This is a genomic window from Methylobacterium sp. C25 (genome assembly GCF_021352225.1).
GTDB lineage: Bacteria > Pseudomonadota > Alphaproteobacteria > Rhizobiales > Beijerinckiaceae > Methylobacterium.
This window is the reverse complement of the sequence record NZ_JAAUVI010000003.1, coordinates 398512-414271: the sequence shown is the minus strand read 5'-3', so window position 1 is coordinate 414271 and position 15760 is coordinate 398512. Positions and strand designations below refer to the sequence as shown.

The window sequence follows — 15760 nt, the reverse complement described above, 5'->3', positions numbered from 1 at the left end:
TCTATTTCCCGCCGCGTGCGCCTGCCCTATGCGTCGAGACTCCGGCAGTCTCGAGTGTACGCCCGTTGGAAGAGGTTCTTTATCGATGGCTCGCGGCGACAGCGTCCGTGCGTTCGGACGTGCTCGCGCTCATCGGGCTCGTGCTTTCACTCGCCGTCACCATGCACGTGCTGCTCAGGAAGCGCGTCGTCGGTGCGGCGATCGGCTGGATTGGCCTCGCCTGGCTGGCTCCGGTCTTCGGCAGTGCATTCTACCTGATCCTCGGCATCAACCGGGTCGAGCGGCGGGCGCGCAAGCTCAAGCGCAAGCCTTCGCAACAGATCGACGAGACGCCGCAACCCACCGCTGTCGTGCCGGAGGCCTACGAGGCACTCGACCGGGCGGTGCGCGCGGTCACCGGCCTGCCTACCGTCGCCGGCACGACCATCGCCGTCTATCGCAACGGCGACGAGGCCTATCCCGCGATGCTGGCGGCGATCGAGAGCGCATGCACCAGTGTCGCGCTGTCGAGCTACATCTTTCGCGACGACGAGATCGGCAACGCCTTCATCGCGGCTTTGGTGGCCGCCAAGGCGCGTGGGGCCGAGGTCCGCGTCATCATCGACGGCATCGGCAGCGGCTACTTCCGTCCCGCGGCCTGGCGGCACCTGACCCGTGCCGGCGTTCCGGCCGGGTTGTTCATGCACTCGGCGCTGCCCTGGCGGATGCCGTTCCTCAATCTGCGCTCGCACAAGAAGCTGCTGATCGTCGACGGCCGCGTCGCTTTCACCGGAGGCGTCAACATCTCCGACGGCAACCGGCTCGCCTCGAAGCCGGTCTGGCCGATCCGCGACACGCATTTCCGGGTCGAGGGGCCGGTGGTCGAGCAGTTCGCCCAGGCCTTCGCAGCCGACTGGGCCTTCGTGGCGGACGAGGAACTCGAGGGCGAGTGCTGGCTGCCGACCCTGGAGCCGGTCGGTAACCTGACGGCGCGGGTCGTGACCTCGGGTCCGGACGCAGACATCGAGAAAATCGCCACCGTAATCCTGCAGGCAATCTCCTGTGCGCGATCTTCGATCCGGCTGGCGACGCCCTATTTCCTGCCGAACGAGCTGATCACGAATGCGCTCGGCCTTGCCGCAGCCCGAGGCATCTCGGTGGACATCGTGGTCCCCCGCCGCAGCGATCACCACTTCGTCGACTATGCCATGCGGGCGCATGTGGCGCCCCTGCTCGCGTCTGGCGTCAGGATCTGGCTCGACGATCCACCCTTCGACCATTCCAAGGCGCTGGTGATCGACCGGTGCTGGAGCTTCATCGGTAGCGCGAACTGGGATTCGCGCAGCTTCCGGCTCAATTTCGAGCTGAACGTCGAGGTCTATGACGAGGAGCTTGCGGGGCGCCTCGACGATTTCATCCAGTCGAAGCAGGCGACTCAGCTAACTCTTGCCGACCTCGACGCCCGCGCATTGCCCGTCCGCCTTCGCGACGCAGCCGTGCGACTGCTGCTGCCATATCTCTGATCCGCCGGCGCTGCGGGGCATCCTCGGTAGCCGGGGCGAGGTGCACGACGATCGGACGATGGTCCGACAGCCCGCGCGGCAGGACCGCGTGGCCGTGGCAGGCGAGGCCGCGCACCAGGCAGCGGTCGAGGCGCAAGGGCGCGACCCCGGCCATGGCATGGGTCGGCCGACGCGGGCCGACGTCGTGGAAGCCGGGAAGCAGGGCCGGACCGACGATGTTGTAGTCGCCGAGCACCGCCGCGCGCTCCGGCAGGTGCAGCTCGATCCGCCGCAACTGGCGCCTGTTCATCATCTGCCCGTGCGAGAGGTGGACGTTGGCGACGCCAAAATCGCCGAGCTTCAGGACCTGGCAAACCCGGTCGACGATGATGCCGGCGGGCAGCGTGACCACCTCCGGCGGCGTGTCCCAAGGGTCGCGGCTCCAGATCGCCGGGCCGTGGATGCGCCCCGGTAGGGGCGCACGCGCGAACACGCCGCCGAGGCGCTCGGTGATCGCGGCGATGCCCTCCGTCGCCTCCTGCATCAGCACGAGGTCGGGCTTTTCGCGCTCGACGAGGGCAACGATGCAGTCGACTGCCGCACCGGTCCGACGCAGCAGATTCCAACTGACGATCTTGCGGGTGCCCGGGGGAAACGCCTGGCTCGTCTCTCTCGGATGGGAGGGGTCGGGCTCACGGCGGCGGAGGCGTCGAATCATGCGTGCAGGTTTCGTCCCCGAATGTCATTTGAAAGGCAGCGCGACCGTGCGTCGTTACCGAGGTCGGCGCTTACTTCGCAGCCTTGGCCTTTTCGGAGATGGCGGCGAGCCCGGCTTCGTAGATGCCCGAGATTGCGGCCGTTGCCTTCGCATCGTCGGCTCCCTTCGCTTCGAACACGCCGAACCAGGTCACCCGCGAGCCTTCGCCTCCCGGTGTGACGGCCAGCGTCGAGATGTAGCCGGCGACCGGCAGCGGTCCGTCGAGGATCGCGTAGCTGTAGCTCATTTTCTCGTCGCTGCGGGACAGTTCGGTCTCGACGATCGTACCGCCGCCCTTGAGACTCAGCGTGCGGATCGACTTGCCGTCCTGCATCGAGGCCTCGCAATGCTCGATGGCCGGATGCCAGTCCCCGATCCCGCAGAAATTGCCGATCGTGTCCCAGACTTTCTGCGGAGGCGCGGCGATGGTGACGGCCTTGACCACTTCCAAGGCGGGCGCGGCCGTGACGGCTGCTGCGAGAAAAGCGGCGGCACCGATTGCGGATCTGATCATGGACGTCCTCCGGCTCGGGGTTTCGACCTCAGACCCTTGGAGCTGTGAAGACACCTAGAGCGGCTTGGCGAAGCCGACAGAGACGATCTGAATAGGCCGGCGACCCCACTGATCAACGCGAGCGCTTGTTCAGGAACGCGTCTATGCCCTCTTCCGCCGATCGCGCGAGCATGTTCTCGGTCATGACCCGGCCGGCATGGGCATAGGCCTCCGCCAGCGGCATCTCCAGTTGCTCGTAGAAGGCGCGCTTGCCGACGCGGACGGTATAGGCGCTGCGCCGGGCGATCCCTGCGGCCAAATCCTGCGCGGCCGACAACGCGCTCCCCGCCGGCACCACCTCGTTGACGAGGCCGAGCGCCCTGGCCTCGGCGGCGTCCGCGAGATCGGCCGTCAGCAGCATCTTCATCGCGGCCTTGCGCGAGAGATTTCGCGAAAGCGCCACCATCGGCGTCGAGCAGAACAAGCCGATCTGCACGCCCGGCGTCGCGAAGCGCGCCTCCTCACCGGCAACTGCGAGATCGCAGGAAGCGACGAGCTGGCAGCCCGCCGCCGTGGCGATGCCCTCCACCGCCGCGATCACCGGCTGCGGCAGGGCGGGGATCGCCATCATCACAGCGGCGCAGAGATCGAACAGCGCCGAGAACCGCGCGGCACCCCGGTCGGACTCGGCGCGGAAAGCGGTCATTTCCTTGAGATCGTGACCTGCGCAGAAGGCGGAACCTTCCGCGGCGAGCACCACGGCGCGGATGCCGTCGTCCGCGGCGAGGCTCGCGAAGGCCTCTCGCAGCGCTTCCAGCATGGCGAGCGAGAGAGCGTTGCGCGCTTTGGAGCGATTGAGCACCAGGGTCGCGACCCCGTCGCGATCCGAGCGGAGCACGAGAGCTGTCGGGGCATCGGTCATCGGGCGCCTTCCCTGTCGATCGGGTTCGTGTCTCCGACCCTCGGACAGCGAGCGGCCGAGGGCAAGAAACCCCGCCGAAAGTGCCCCTGTCGAGCCGGCTTTCTCCGTGGCATAGGTGCGCTTTCCGCCCCTGCCGAGGAGACCGCACCCCGTGACAGAGCCGAACCCGCGCCAGACCGACCACGACATCGATCCGCTCTTCGTCGACCGCTGGTCGCCGCGCGCCTTCACCGGCGAGGCGCTGCCGGAAGCCGAGTTGCTGCGGATGTTCGAGGCCGCGCGCTGGTCGCCGTCCTCCTACAACTCGCAGCCCTGGCGCTTCGTCTACGCGCTGCGCGACACGCCCGAGTGGCAGACCTTCTTCGACCTGCTCGTGCCCGGCAACCAGAAATGGGTGAAGGATACCGGCGCGATCCTGTTCATCGCCTCCAACAAGAACATGAAGGTCGGTGACGAGATCAAGCCGTCCTACAGCCACTCCTTCGATGCCGGCGCGGCCTGGCAGAGCTTGGCGCTGCAGGCGATCCGGCAGGGTTGGCATGCCCACGGCATGGTTGGCTTCGACCACCAGCGCGCGCCCGAGGTGCTGAAGCTGCCGGCCGATCACCGCATCGAGGCAGCCATCGCGATCGGCCGCAAGACCCCGCATGACAGCCTCGCCGAGGAGCAGCGCGGGCGTGAGACGCCGAATGCCCGGCGCCCCGTCACCGACTTCGCCTTTAAGGGCGGCTTTCCGCCCCGAGACGCCTGAGAGCCTTCCCCAAAGAGCCCGACGCACGTGCTGAAACCCGCAAACGACTATGCGGCGCTCGTCGCCGGGTTCTCCTGGGACATTCCCGATCGCTACAACATCGCGGTCGACGTCTGCGACCGCTGGGCTCTGTCCGAACCGGATCGCCCGGCGATCCTGGAGGTCTCGGCGGAGGGCGCCGTCGCCCCCGTGACATATGGGCGGCTCAGGGAGGAGTCGAACCGTCTCGCCAACGCGCTCGTTACGCGCGGCATCGGGCCGGGGGACCGCGTCGCAATCCTGCTGCCGCAATCCTCGGCCGTTGTGGTGGCACATCTCGCGGCCTATCGGCTCGGCGCCATCGCCCTGCCTCTGGCCGGGCTGTTCGGTGCGGAGGCCCTGCGTTACCGTCTCACCGATTCCGGTGCGCGGGCCATCGTCACCAACGCTGCCGGCCTCGCCAAGCTGGAGCCGATCCGGGAGTCGCTCCCGGACCTCACCGTATTCCTCTCGGTTGATGGCCCCTCCGGCCCGGCCGAAGGCCTCTCGCAGGTTCTCGCCGGGGCCTCGGCCGAGTTCGTGACCTCCGAGACCGGACCCGACGATCCGGCCCTGATGATCTACACCTCGGGAACGACCGGGCTCGCCAAGGGCGCGCTGCATGGCCACCGCGTGCTGCTGGGGCACCTGCCGGGCTGGTCGATGATGCACGACTTCCCCGAGGAAGGCGGCGGCCTGATGTGGACGCCGTCCGACTGGGCTTGGGCCGGCGGCCTCCTCAACGTGCTGATGCCCTCGCTCCGCCGTGGCATGCCCGTGGTGGCGCGGCCTCTCGGTCGGTTCGAGCCGGAGGCGGCCTTCCAGCTCATCGCGGATCTGCGGGTTACCAACGCCTTCCTGCCCCCGACGGCGTTGCGGATGCTGCGCGGAGTGGAGAAGCCCCGCGAGCGTTTCGACCTGTCTACCTTGCGCAACATCGCCTCGGCCGGCGAGGCGCTCGGGCCGGAAACCTTCGCCTGGGCACGGGATGCCCTCGGGCTCACCATCGGCGAGGCCTACGGCCAGACCGAGTGCAACCTCGTCCTTGCCTCCTGTGCCCGTGCAGGCGTCGCGCGACCCGGCTCCACCGGCAAGCCGGTTCCTGGCCATCGCGTCGCCATCCTACGTTCGGACGGCAGCGATGCCGAGATCGGCGAGACCGGCGAGATCGCCGTGAAGGCGCCCGATCCGGTGATGTTCCTCGGCTATTGGCGGCAGCCCGAGGCCACCGCGAAGAAGTTCCGCGACGGCTGGTGGATGACCGGCGATACGGGCCGCCGCGACGCGGATGGCTACATCCATTTCGTCGGGCGCGACGACGATCTCATCACCTCGGCCGCCTATCGCATCGGCCCGACCGAGATCGAGGATTGCCTGCTGCGCCACCCGGCCGTGGCGCTCGCCGCCGCCGTGGGCAAGCCCGATCCGCTGCGCACCGAGATCGTGAAGGCCTTCGTGGTCTTGCGCGAAGGTTTCACGCCATCCGAGGCGCTTTCGTCGGAGATCCTGGCCTTCGGGCGGAAAAACCTCTCGGCGCACGAATACCCGCGTGAGCTCGAATTCCTCGATGCGCTGCCGATGACCACCACCGGCAAGATCATCCGGCGGCAGTTGCGCGACGGGACGGCCTGAAAGGCCGCCGAGACTCAGCTCGCCAGTGTCGTCTTCACGGTTTCGACGAGCTGCCTCAGGCTGAACGGCTTGGCGAGATAGTCGAAGGACTCGCCCTCGTGCAGGTTCTTGCGGAAGACGTCTTCCGCGTAGCCCGAGACGAAGATCACCTTGAGGTCGGGCCGCGTCTTGCGCAGCTCGCGCAGCAGGGTCGGGCCGTCCATCTCCGGCATCACCACGTCCGAGACGACGAGGTCGACCTTGTATTCGTGCTCTTCCATGAGGCGCAGGGCCTCCGGCCCGGAGGCCGCTGCGAGCACGGTGTAGCCGCGGGCCATCAGCGCGCGCGAGTTCACGGCACGCACCGGATCCTCGTCCTCGACGAGCATGATCGTGGCGTGGCCGGCAACGTCGGCGGCGGCAGGTGGCGGCGGGGCGGCTTCCGGAGACGATGTGGCGGGCGTCGGCTTCTGCAGCGCCTCGCTCAGGCGCTCCTTGGCGATCTTCGCCGAGGATGCAGCTGCGGCGCGCTGCGAGGGGGCCTCGATCGCCGGCTCCTCGACGACGGGCTCCGCCTCCGGGATGTGCCGAGGCAGGTAGATCCGGAAGGCCGTGCCCTCTCCGACCTTCGACTGTACATCGAGGGTGCCGCCCGACTGCTTGACGATGCCGAACACCGTCGAGAGTCCGAGGCCTGTGCCCTTGCCGATCTCCTTCGTTGTGAAGAACGGCTCGAAGATCTTCTCCATGATCTCCGGCGGGATACCCTCGCCGGTATCGAGCACCTCGATCAGGACGTGCTCGCCGGCCGGCACCTCGGTGGGGCGCTCGTCGCCCTGTGCGACGTTGGCGGTGCGGATCAGGAGCTTGCCGCCGCTCGGCATGGCGTCGCGGGCATTGACCGCGAGGTTCACGATGACCTGCTCGAACTGGTTCACGTCGGCCTTCACCGGCCAGACGTCGCGACCGTGCTTGAGGTCGAGGGCGACGCGTTCGCCGAGGAGGCGCTTCAGGAGCAGGGTGAGGTCGGCCAGCGCCTCGCCGACGCTCATCACCTCCGGCCGCAGGGTCTGGCGGCGCGAGAAGGCCAGCAGCTGGCGCACCAGGCTCGCGGCCCGGTTCGCGTTCTGCTTGATCTGCATGATGTCCTGGAAGGCGTGGTCGGTCGGCCTGTGGCTCGCGAGAAGCAGGTCCGAATAGCCGATGATCGCCTGGAGGACGTTATTGAAATCGTGCGCGATGCCGCCGGCGAGCTGGCCGACGGTGTCCATCTTCTGGGCCTGCGCGACCTGCTGTTCGAGCTGGCGCTGTGCCGTCGTTTCGAGAGCGTAGAGGATGATGCGCTCGCGGTCCGCCTGCGCCGCTGCACCGTCCTTGCCGGCTTGAGGCACCTCGGCATCGGCCGGGCTCATCCAGACGCGGGCGGAGCGGTTGCCGGGACCGGCCAACGCCACCTCGATCGGCTCGATCTCGCCAGTGCCGTTGGCGGCCTTGACGAGGGCTGCTTCCAGGGCGCCGCGGTCGCGCTCCAGCACGGCCTCGCGCATCATCGGCTCGGGCGCGTCGGCCGCCGCGCCAGCGCCGGGCTGGCGCGGCATGTCGGTGAAGAGCCGGATGAACGAGGCGTTGGCGCGTGCCACGCGGCCGTCGCGGTCGACCGTGGCGATGGCGATCGGGCTGTTGTTGAGGAAGCGGGCGAGCCGCACTTCCGCCGCGCGCTGCGGCTCATCACTCTCGGCGCCGGCCGAGCGGTTGAGCACGAAGGTGCGCGAGGGGCCGGGCTTGCCGTCCTGTCCGTAGGCGACGCGATGATAGAGCCGGGCCGGCAGCGGATGGCCGTTGCGGCGGCGTAGATCGATGTCGAAGCGGTCGGTGCGCACCTCGCCGGGCAGGCCGGTGGCGTGGGTGAAGACGTCGGCGCCAGGGGCGATCTCGAGCAGCCTGAGGCCACCGGAGCCCACCGTGGCCAGGTCGTAGCCGAGCCAGGAGGCGAGCGTCGCGTTCATGTAGACGATGGACCCGGCGCCATCGATCGACAGGAAGCCGGCGGGCGCATGGTCGAGATAGTCGATCGCGTGCTGGAGTTCCTGGAAGACGTTCTCCTGGCGCTCGCGCTCGTGGGTGATGTCGCTCACTGTCCAGAGCGCGGCGCTCCGGCCGGGGCGGGCGACGGGTCGCACCGAAATCCGGTACCAGGCGGCATCGCGCTCGGCGGCGCCGACCGGGGGAGGGGCCATGCGCACCTCCTCCGTATGGGCGCGGTCGTCGCGGCCGGCCTCGGCCAGACGGAAAACGGCCTCGGACACCTCCGGCGCGCCGACGAAGATGCGCTCGACGGGCCGCAAGGTCGTGAAGCTGTCGCCGCCCGCGAGCCGCATATAGGCCTCGTTGGCGTAGATCAGCCGGCCGCCATCCTCGACCACCACGACGCCTTCGGGCGCGGCGTCGACGATCCCGCGGGTGACGTCATCGCGGCCCGAGCGGCCTGCGAGCTGGAGGGCGCCGATCGCCAGGGCAAAAAGAAAGAACACGCCGGCCATGGCGAGGAGCGCCAGCAGGCCGAGGATCAGGGGCTGCGCCTGGTCGGTGGCGACGAAGGACAGGCCAACGGCCGCGCCGACCAGCAACCCTGCCAACATCAGAAGCAGCCCGACGCGGCCCGGTCGCTCCGAACGATCGATCGACGCCGCTCCTGGCGTCGTCGTCGATCCCACCGCTCCGCTCTCCTCAGCCATCAGGCCCCATCCATCCGTCGAGCCCGTGCCACCATGCGCGCACCTGCGCTGGCGACTTCGGAGAACTAACGGAAAAATCTCGCGAAAAAAGGTGGATAAACCGTGGCGTTCCGCGAAGGCGAAAGCTCTCGCGTCATGCGGCCCGCTTGCGCAGGCGAAGCACGAATCCGATCACCTCTGCAACCGCGCGATAATGCTCAGCCGGAATCTCGTCGTCGATCTCGACGGTGGCGTGCAGCGCGCGGGCGAGCGGCGGGTTCTCGATGACCGGCACGCCGGCATCCGTCGCCACCGAACGGATACGGAAGGCGAGCGAGTCGACGCCCTTGGCGACGCAGATCGGAGCACCCATGCCCGGCTCGTAGCGGAGCGCCACTGCGAAGTGGGTCGGGTTGGTGACGACGACGGTGGCGGTGGGGACCGCCGCCATCATCCGCTTCTTCACCCGCGCATGCATGAGCTGCTTGCGCTTGCCCTTCACCTCGGGGTTGCCCTCGCTCTCCTTGTGCTCCTGCTTCAGCTCTTCCTTCGACATGCGCAGGCGGCTGCGCCAGCGGTGGCGCTGGTAGAGTGCGTCGCCGAGCGCGATCGCGACATAGGCCGCCAGCACGCCGCCCATCATCTTGAGCGAGAGCGTCAGCACCGCTTGCAACGCCGAGCCCGGATCGAGTTGCGCGAAGGATTCCAGCCGGTCGCGCTCTCCCCACAGGATCGTCCCGGCGACGGTGCCGACGACAACGAGCTTGGCGAGCCCTTTGCCGAACTGGAACAGCGCCTCGACACCCAGCAGCCGCTTCATGCCGGACATCGGCGAGATGCGCTCGAACTTCGGCGCGAGGCTTTGTGCGGTGAAGACCGGTCGATGCTGGATCAGGCCGGCTGCCAGAGCCGCCGCGCCGACCATGCCCGCCGGGATCGCCACGGCCTGCAGGAAGATGATCAGGATCCGGCCGCCGAGACCGCCATAAGCGTGTGGGTCCAGGGGAATCGCGTGGGCGTTTGCCAGGAACCCGCGGACGTCGGTCATCAGCGTCGTCGCGACGGGGCCGCCCGCGAGCATCAGCGCCAGCGTGAAGGCGCCGAGCATGAAGAAGGTGTTGATCTCGACCGAGTTCGCGACGTCGCCCCGCTCGATCGCCTGATCGATGCGCCGCTGTGTCGGTTCTTCTGTTTTGTCTTCCTGTTCCGCGCCCTCGGCCATGGCCTAGCAGCCTCCCGCCATGCGGCTCACCGGCCCACGAAATCCCCGAGATACCGGCCGAGATCGTCCAGAAACACGCCCATCACCACGCCGAGCGCCGCGACCAGGATCAGCATGCCGATCAGGATGGAGGCCGGCACCGCGACGAAGAAGACCTGCAATTGCGGCATCAGCCGCGACAGCACGCCGAGCCCGAGATTGAACAGGATGCCGAAGGCGATGAACGGCGCCGAGATCCGGATCGCCAACGTGAAGCCGCGCGCGATCGCGGTGATGGCGAGCTGAGCCGCATCGCCCATGCTCGGGAGCGCATTCGGCGGCAGCAGGACGTAGCTGCGCCCGATCGCGTCGAGCGCGAGATGGTGCAGGTCGGTCGCCAGGATCAGCGTCACGCCGAGCAGCGACAGGAAGTTGCCGAGCGTGACCTGCTGCGAGGCCGTCATCGGGTCGACGGTCATGGCGTAGGACAGGCCGAGCGACTGCGAGATCACCACGCCCGCCGTCTGAAGGGCGGCCAGCACCATGCGCACGGTGAGCCCAAGCACCATCCCGACCAGGATCTCGCCGATCAGCACCCCGATCAGAGCGGGACCTCCCTGCGCCCCGTCGGTTGCCGGCAGAAGCGGGCGTACGGTGGGAAACAGCACCAGCGTGACGAGCAGGGCGAGGGAGAGCCGCATCCGGGCCGAGATGTTCTGCTCGCCGAGCCCCGGCATCAGCATCATCAGCACGCCGACGCGCGCGAAAGTCAGCAGGAAGGCCGCCGCGATGCCGGGCAGAAGCAGGTTCATGGCCCGTCATACCAGAACGCTCCCTCAGCCGCCCGAGGCGATGCGTTCGGCGATGCGGGTCATGTAGCTGCCGAGTGCGTCGCCCATGAAGGGCAGCATGAGCAGCAGCGTGCCGAACACCGCAACGATCTTCGGCACGTAGATCAGGGTCTGCTCCTGGATCTGCGTGAGCGCCTGGAACAGCGAGACTGCGAGGCCGACGATCAGCGCGACGATCATCAGCGGACCCGCCACCTTGAGGAAGGTGAAGATCCCGTCGCGGGCGATGTCGAGGATGGCGAGTCCGGTCATTTTTTGGGTTTTCGCGCGGGTGAAGTTTTTCCCTACCCCGCACCGGGGGAGGGTTGAGAGCAGTCAGATCGGCATCTTCATGATGTCCTCGTAGGCCGAGATCACGCGGTCGCGGACGGCTACGAGCGTCTGGAGGGCGGTCTCGCTCTCGGCCACTGCGGTGACCACATCGATGACGTTGGCCTTGCCGCTCGCTGCCGAAAGGGTCTGCGCGTCGGCCTTGGCGCCGGTCTGCGCCACCGAGTCGAGCGCCTGGGTCAGGAGCGAGCCGAAGCCGTTGCCGGCTCCTGCGGTCTGCAGCGGCTTCGGTGCCGCCATGGGGCGGCCGATCGATTGGGCCGCGGCATAGGCGCCCGCGGCGAAGGAGGAGGTCGCCATGGCGGTCAGGCCTTCAGGATCTCGAGAGTCTTGGAGATCATACGCCGGGTGGCGGTGACCATGTTCAGGTTGGCCTCGTAGGAGCGCTGAGCCTCGCGCATGTCCATGTTCTCGATCAGCCCGTTGACGTTGGGCAGCGAGACCTCGCCGCGTTCGTTGGCCGCGGGGTTTCCGGGATCGTACTTGGTGCGGAACGGCGACTGGTCGCGCCGAACCCTCCCGGTATCGACGATGGTCGCGCCGAGCTCGCTGTCGAAGCGGCTCGTGAAGGTCGGCACCTTGCGGCGATAGGGCTCGCCGCCGGCCGTCTTGGCCGCAGAATCCGCGTTGGCGATGTTCTCGGCGATGATCCGCATGCGGCCGGACTGGGCCTTGAGCCCCGAGGCGGCAATGCCGAGTGATTTGAGAAAGTCCATGGCGCGCTCCGCTCAGAGGTTTCAGCGCTTGCCGACAGCGATCTTCAGAGCGTCGAGGCTCTTCTGATAGAGCGAGGCCACCATCTGGTAGTCGCTCTGGTTCTCGCCGGCCTTCATCATTTCTTCTTCGAGGTTGACGCCGTTGCCGCTCGGGCGGACCTCGAACCCCTTGAAGCGCTTGGCTTCGGCATTCGGCCCATCGGCCGAGGCCAGGCCAATATGACCGGCATTCGTCCGGGCAAGGCCGTCGCCGCCGACGACCGCGGCCGACGGTGCCGTCAGGCCACTTGGGCCGGAGGTGCTGCTGATCTCGGCGAGGTCGCGCGGGCGGAAACGCGGCATGTCGGCATTGGCCACGTTCTCGGCCAGCAGCGCCTGACGGGCCTGGTGCCACTGCATCTTGTTGCGCAGCATGCCGAGGATGGGCAGATCGGTGAGCGACATGGGCGGCGGGTCCTCGCCTCAGCCGCGAGCGGCGGGATGCTCGGCAACGCTTGCCGAGTAACGCGCTCCGGGTCGGCAAAAAATGCCGCGTCCATGGTTAATGGACCGTTAAATCGAGACACTGCTGCGTAAACAGACCGATAGCCGCCGCAACATCGGTCTCTACGGGTCGAAGGAACTCCGGTGCCTGCGCGAAGCTGTTAACGAAGTTTTCACCTTTGTTGCCTGCCGCCGGGCCGAACGCGATACTCTCGTGCGGCATCGCAGGCCCGGCCGGCTTGGCCCGGACAACGAGAGTGTCCCGTCTTGCCAGAGTTCTTCAGTTCAGACGGACCTTACTACTTGCAGTTCTTGGTCATCTTCCTCGTCATCCTCATCCTGCTGATGGGGGCCGTGCTGCTGTTCCGGCGCATCGCAGGCCGGGGATTGTCGACGGCGACGCGCACGGCAAACCGCTCGCGCCAGCCGCGGCTCGGCATCGTCGACATCTACGAGCTCGATCGGCAGCGCCAGCTCATCCTGCTGCGCCGGGACAATGTGGAGCATCTGCTCCTCGTCGGCGGCCCCAACGACGTCGTGGTCGAGCGCAACGTCATCCGCAGCGCCGGCTCGCGCCTGCCGGCCGACACCGTGCTGCGCCCTGAGCCGGCATCCGACATGGCGCCGGTGCAGGGCCGGCAGGAGGGATCCGCTTCGCTCGGCACGTCGCCCTTCGAGATGCCGCTGGTGGTGCCACCGCCGAAACCTGGCACCAACGTGCACGAGCCTGCCTCCGCCGGGCGTGCTCCTCCCCTCGACCCAGCCCTGTTCGAGCCCGAGGCTGCTCCGACGGATCGGCGGGCTGCCGATCCGGTGACGTCGCGGATCGGCATTTCCCAGGTCGGCCGGATCCTGCGCCGCGCGACGCCGTCCTTCGCCGATCTGCGCCCGGATCCCGCACCCGAGCGCGATCGGTCGGAACCGCAGGCCGAGGCCGGCGGCTCGCCGCCTTTCGTGCCGCCGTCGCTGATGTCGTCCGGCTCCCCGCGACCGCTCGATCCGGAAGCCCTATCGGACATGGCGCGCCAGCTCGAGACGGCCCTGCGCCGGCAATCTTCTGCCGTGACGCCGCCGCCAGGCTCTCCCGCCTTGCCGGCCGAGCAGGCGGAGCCTGCCCCGGTTCCCCCGCCGCCACCGCCCCCTCCGGCCCCCGAACCGGTCATCGCCCAAGCCACGGCACGGCCGAACCCCTCCTTCATGCTGGGACGGGCCAACCCAGTGCCTCAACCCCAGCCGCCGGCATCCGAGCCGGCACCTGCGCCGAAGCCCGATTCCGTCGCGGTCGCGGTGGCCGAACCGCCACCACCACCGCCCGCCAAGGAACCTCCTCCGCCGGAGACTCCCGAGATCAAGCCGGGACAGGCGCCGGGTGGCTCACCCTTCACCGTCGAGGAGATCGAGACCGAGTTCGCCAGGCTCCTCGGCCGCCCCCTCGATCGCAAGAACTGACCGGCCTGAAGATCGCCGGACAGCGTGGCCGCGCGCCGCTTGTGCGCGGCGCCCCCGCGACGCAGGTTGCCCGCGCGATGCGACCCTCGAATCGAGCCCTGATCCCTAGCCTCGCCGGCCTCACGCTCCTCGCCTTGAGCGCAGGGGCGGCGCATGCGCAGAGCGTGAGCGTCGACCTCGGCACCGGCGGCGTCACCGAGCGCGCCCTGCAACTCGTCGCGCTGATCACGGTCCTCGCGCTGGCGCCATCCGTGCTGGTGATGGCCACCTCCTTCACGCGGATCGTGGTTGTGCTCTCGATCCTCCGTTCGGCGCTCGGCACCCAGACCGCACCGCCCAACGCGGTGATCGTCAGCCTCGCGCTGTTCCTGACCGCGTTCGTCATGGCGCCGGTGGGCAAGGAGGCCTACCGCAACGGCATCGAGCCGCTGGTGGCCGGCCAGATCACGCAGGCGGTGGCCTTCGAGCGGGCCTCGGCGCCCTTCAAGACCTTCATGCTCAAGAACGTGCGCGAGAAGGATCTCAAGCTGTTCCTCGACATGGCGAAGGTGCCGGTGCCCTCCGGGCCCGAGGCGGTCGGTTTGGAGGTGCTGACGCCCGCCTTCATGATCTCCGAACTGCGTCGCGCCTTCGAGATCGGCTTCCTCCTGTTCATCCCCTTCCTGATCATCGACCTCGTGGTCGCGTCGATCCTGATGGCAGTGGGCATGATGATGGTGCCCCCGGCCACCGTCGCCCTCCCGTTCAAGCTGATCTTCTTCGTGCTGGTCGATGGCTGGACGTTGGTGGCCGGCTCGCTAGTGCAGAGCTACGGCAATTAGCGGCGGCCGATCTCGGCCATCCGCTTGCGAGCCTCCTCCGACAGTAGCCGTGTCAGCTCGGCTGCCCCGAGATCACGCGCCAGCGCAGCTGACTGTCCCGACCAGAGCGGCGAGAAATCACCGTCGCCCCGCGACTCGGCTGCCACGCGCAGCGGCTGCAGCGCGACGGCGGCCTTCGGGAAAGACGGTGTGTCGTCCGAAAGGGGGCCGAGCTCGCGCATCGCCCTGTTCAGGAGGCCACGGGCCGGTCGGCCGGTGAAGACGTTGGTGAGCGCGGTGTCTTCGTCGCGCGCCGCGCGCAGGGCGTCGAGGTGCACCTGCGAAATGCCGGCCTCGGGACAGCGCAGATAGGCAGTTCCGATCTGCGCGGCGGAGGCACCGAGGGCGAAGGCTGCCGCGACGCCGCGCCCGTCGGCTATCCCGCCGGCCGCGATCACGGGCACGCTCACGGCGTCGACCACCTGCGGCAACAGCGCGAAGAGGCCCGGCTGTGCCGCGATCTCACCGGGCAGGAAGATGCCGCGATGGCCGCCAGCCTCCGCTCCCTGCGCGATCACGGCGTCGACGCCCCGCTCGTCGAGCCAGCGCGCCTCGGCCACCGTCGTCGCCGAGGCGAAGACCAGCGAGCCGGCGGCGCGGACCCGCTCCAGCCATCTCGTCTCCGGCAGGCCGAAATGGAAGCTGACTACCTTCGGCCGCAGCTCTTCGACCAGCGCACACATCGTCTCGTCGAACGGAGCGCGCTTCGCCATCGCCGGCGCGGCGGCCGGATCGATCCCGAACTCGCGGTAATACGGCTCGAGGCGCGCCGGCCAGCGGGCATCCCCTGGCTCTTCGTCCGGCGGCGGCGCGTGGCAGAAGAAGTTGAGGTTGACCGGCCCGTCGGTGCTTTCGCGGATCGTGGCGATGGCGGCGCGGATCTGCTCGGCGCTCATCGCCGCGCAGCCGAGCGAGCCGAGGCCGCCCGCGCCCGTGACCGCCGCCGTGAGCCCGAGCTTGGGCCCGCCCATGGGTGCCTGGATGATCGGATGCGTGAGGCCGACGAGGTCGAGGATGCGGCGATCCGGCCAGCTCGCGGTGCTTTCTTCCATGGCGAAGGTCCGACTAGTGTTTCACTGCGGCTGAGATAGGCCGATCAGCGTCTCCACCCATGTGCCGGGAG

General features: G+C 68.4%; 16 protein-coding genes. 5 read left to right on the top strand and 11 right to left on the bottom strand.

Annotated elements, in window-relative coordinates; translation table 11 throughout:
• Positions 1–65 precede the first annotated feature (65 nt).
• Positions 66–1502, top strand: a complete 1437-nt coding sequence (locus HCU64_RS11860) for a phospholipase D-like domain-containing protein (RefSeq protein WP_233384097.1) — start codon at positions 66–68, stop codon at positions 1500–1502.
• On the opposite strand, the gene HCU64_RS11855 is transcribed toward HCU64_RS11860, so the two are convergent.
• From HCU64_RS11855 to HCU64_RS11845, 3 genes are all read right to left on the bottom strand, one after another.
• A complete protein-coding gene (locus tag HCU64_RS11855) occupies positions 1393–2199 on the bottom strand; it encodes an endonuclease/exonuclease/phosphatase family protein (protein WP_233384096.1) in 807 nt (268 codons plus the stop codon). The two genes, HCU64_RS11860 and HCU64_RS11855, sit on opposite strands and share 110 nt — an antisense overlap.
• A gap of 70 nt (positions 2200–2269) precedes the next feature.
• Positions 2270–2752, bottom strand: a complete 483-nt coding sequence (locus HCU64_RS11850; protein WP_233384095.1) for an SRPBCC family protein — start codon at positions 2750–2752, stop codon at positions 2270–2272.
• Between the two features lie 112 nt (positions 2753–2864).
• A complete protein-coding gene (locus HCU64_RS11845) occupies positions 2865–3653 on the bottom strand; it encodes an enoyl-CoA hydratase (RefSeq protein WP_233384094.1) in 789 nt (262 codons plus the stop codon).
• A 151-nt stretch (positions 3654–3804) separates the two neighbouring features.
• Between HCU64_RS11845 and HCU64_RS11840 the strand changes: the two genes are divergently transcribed.
• Both HCU64_RS11840 and HCU64_RS11835 read left to right on the top strand, forming a co-directional pair.
• Complete coding sequence (locus HCU64_RS11840) at positions 3805–4404, top strand: nitroreductase family protein (RefSeq protein ID WP_233384093.1); 600 nt, start codon at positions 3805–3807, stop codon at positions 4402–4404.
• A 27-nt stretch (positions 4405–4431) separates the two neighbouring features.
• Positions 4432–6054: an acyl-CoA synthetase gene (locus HCU64_RS11835; protein ID WP_233384092.1), complete on the top strand. Its 1623-nt coding sequence runs from the start codon at positions 4432–4434 to the stop codon at positions 6052–6054.
• Positions 6055–6068: 14 nt separating this feature from the next.
• Here the strand turns inward: HCU64_RS11835 and cckA are convergent, their stop codons facing one another.
• The 7 genes from cckA to flgB all read right to left on the bottom strand — a co-directional run bounded on the left by cckA (position 6069) and on the right by flgB (position 12289).
• Positions 6069–8768 carry a cell cycle histidine kinase CckA gene (gene cckA / locus HCU64_RS11830; RefSeq protein ID WP_233384090.1) on the bottom strand — a complete coding sequence of 900 codons (2700 nt, stop codon included), beginning with the start codon at positions 8766–8768 and terminating at the stop codon, positions 6069–6071.
• 133 nt (positions 8769–8901) lie between these two features.
• Positions 8902–9969: a flagellar biosynthesis protein FlhB gene (gene flhB, locus HCU64_RS11825; protein ID WP_233384088.1), complete on the bottom strand. Its 1068-nt coding sequence runs from the start codon at positions 9967–9969 to the stop codon at positions 8902–8904.
• A gap of 26 nt (positions 9970–9995) precedes the next feature.
• Entirely contained in the window at positions 9996–10760 is a 765-nt protein-coding gene (gene fliR / locus HCU64_RS11820; RefSeq protein WP_233384087.1) for a flagellar biosynthetic protein FliR, read from the bottom strand.
• A 24-nt stretch (positions 10761–10784) separates the two neighbouring features.
• The gene (gene fliQ / locus HCU64_RS11815) at positions 10785–11051 is read right to left on the bottom strand and encodes a flagellar biosynthesis protein FliQ (RefSeq protein WP_183503147.1); all 267 of its coding nucleotides are present in this window, start codon (positions 11049–11051) and stop codon (positions 10785–10787) included.
• 63 nt (positions 11052–11114) lie between these two features.
• Entirely contained in the window at positions 11115–11429 is a 315-nt protein-coding gene (gene fliE / locus HCU64_RS11810) for a flagellar hook-basal body complex protein FliE (RefSeq protein ID WP_183503145.1), read from the bottom strand.
• A gap of 5 nt (positions 11430–11434) precedes the next feature.
• Positions 11435–11845 carry a flagellar basal body rod protein FlgC gene (flgC, locus tag HCU64_RS11805; protein WP_233384085.1) on the bottom strand — a complete coding sequence of 137 codons (411 nt, stop codon included), beginning with the start codon at positions 11843–11845 and terminating at the stop codon, positions 11435–11437.
• A gap of 21 nt (positions 11846–11866) precedes the next feature.
• Positions 11867–12289, bottom strand: coding sequence for a flagellar basal body rod protein FlgB (gene flgB / locus HCU64_RS11800; RefSeq protein WP_233384083.1), 423 nt, complete (start codon positions 12287–12289; stop codon positions 11867–11869).
• Between the two features lie 342 nt (positions 12290–12631).
• Between flgB and HCU64_RS11795 the strand changes: the two genes are divergently transcribed.
• On the top strand, positions 12632–13777 hold the full coding sequence (locus HCU64_RS11795; RefSeq protein WP_233384082.1) for a hypothetical protein: 1146 nt from the start codon (positions 12632–12634) through the stop codon (positions 13775–13777).
• A gap of 77 nt (positions 13778–13854) precedes the next feature.
• Positions 13855–14598, top strand: a complete 744-nt coding sequence (gene fliP / locus HCU64_RS11790) for a flagellar type III secretion system pore protein FliP (RefSeq protein ID WP_233384080.1) — start codon at positions 13855–13857, stop codon at positions 14596–14598.
• Here the strand turns inward: fliP and HCU64_RS11785 are convergent.
• Complete coding sequence (locus HCU64_RS11785) at positions 14595–15689, bottom strand: NAD(P)H-dependent flavin oxidoreductase (protein WP_233384079.1); 1095 nt, start codon at positions 15687–15689, stop codon at positions 14595–14597. The two genes, fliP and HCU64_RS11785, sit on opposite strands and share 4 nt — an antisense overlap.
• Between the last annotated feature and the right edge of the window lie 71 nt (positions 15690–15760).

Coding starts and splice junctions, on each gene's coding strand:
- fliE (WP_183503145.1), bottom strand. CDS start 11,429: ATGGCGACCTCCTCCTTCGCCGCGGGCGCCTATGCCGCGGCCCAATCG.
- HCU64_RS11855 (WP_233384096.1), bottom strand. CDS start 2,199: ATGATTCGACGCCTCCGCCGCCGTGAGCCCGACCCCTCCCATCCGAGA.
- fliQ (WP_183503147.1), bottom strand. CDS start 11,051: ATGACCGGACTCGCCATCCTCGACATCGCCCGCGACGGGATCTTCACC.
- cckA (WP_233384090.1), bottom strand. CDS start 8,768: ATGGCTGAGGAGAGCGGAGCGGTGGGATCGACGACGACGCCAGGAGCG.
- HCU64_RS11785 (WP_233384079.1), bottom strand. CDS start 15,689: ATGGAAGAAAGCACCGCGAGCTGGCCGGATCGCCGCATCCTCGACCTC.
- HCU64_RS11845 (WP_233384094.1), bottom strand. CDS start 3,653: ATGACCGATGCCCCGACAGCTCTCGTGCTCCGCTCGGATCGCGACGGG.
- flgC (WP_233384085.1), bottom strand. CDS start 11,845: ATGGACTTTCTCAAATCACTCGGCATTGCCGCCTCGGGGCTCAAGGCC.
- HCU64_RS11850 (WP_233384095.1), bottom strand. CDS start 2,752: ATGATCAGATCCGCAATCGGTGCCGCCGCTTTTCTCGCAGCAGCCGTC.
- fliP (WP_233384080.1), top strand. CDS start 13,855: ATGCGACCCTCGAATCGAGCCCTGATCCCTAGCCTCGCCGGCCTCACG.
- flgB (WP_233384083.1), bottom strand. CDS start 12,289: ATGTCGCTCACCGATCTGCCCATCCTCGGCATGCTGCGCAACAAGATG.
- flhB (WP_233384088.1), bottom strand. CDS start 9,969: ATGGCCGAGGGCGCGGAACAGGAAGACAAAACAGAAGAACCGACACAG.
- fliR (WP_233384087.1), bottom strand. CDS start 10,760: ATGAACCTGCTTCTGCCCGGCATCGCGGCGGCCTTCCTGCTGACTTTC.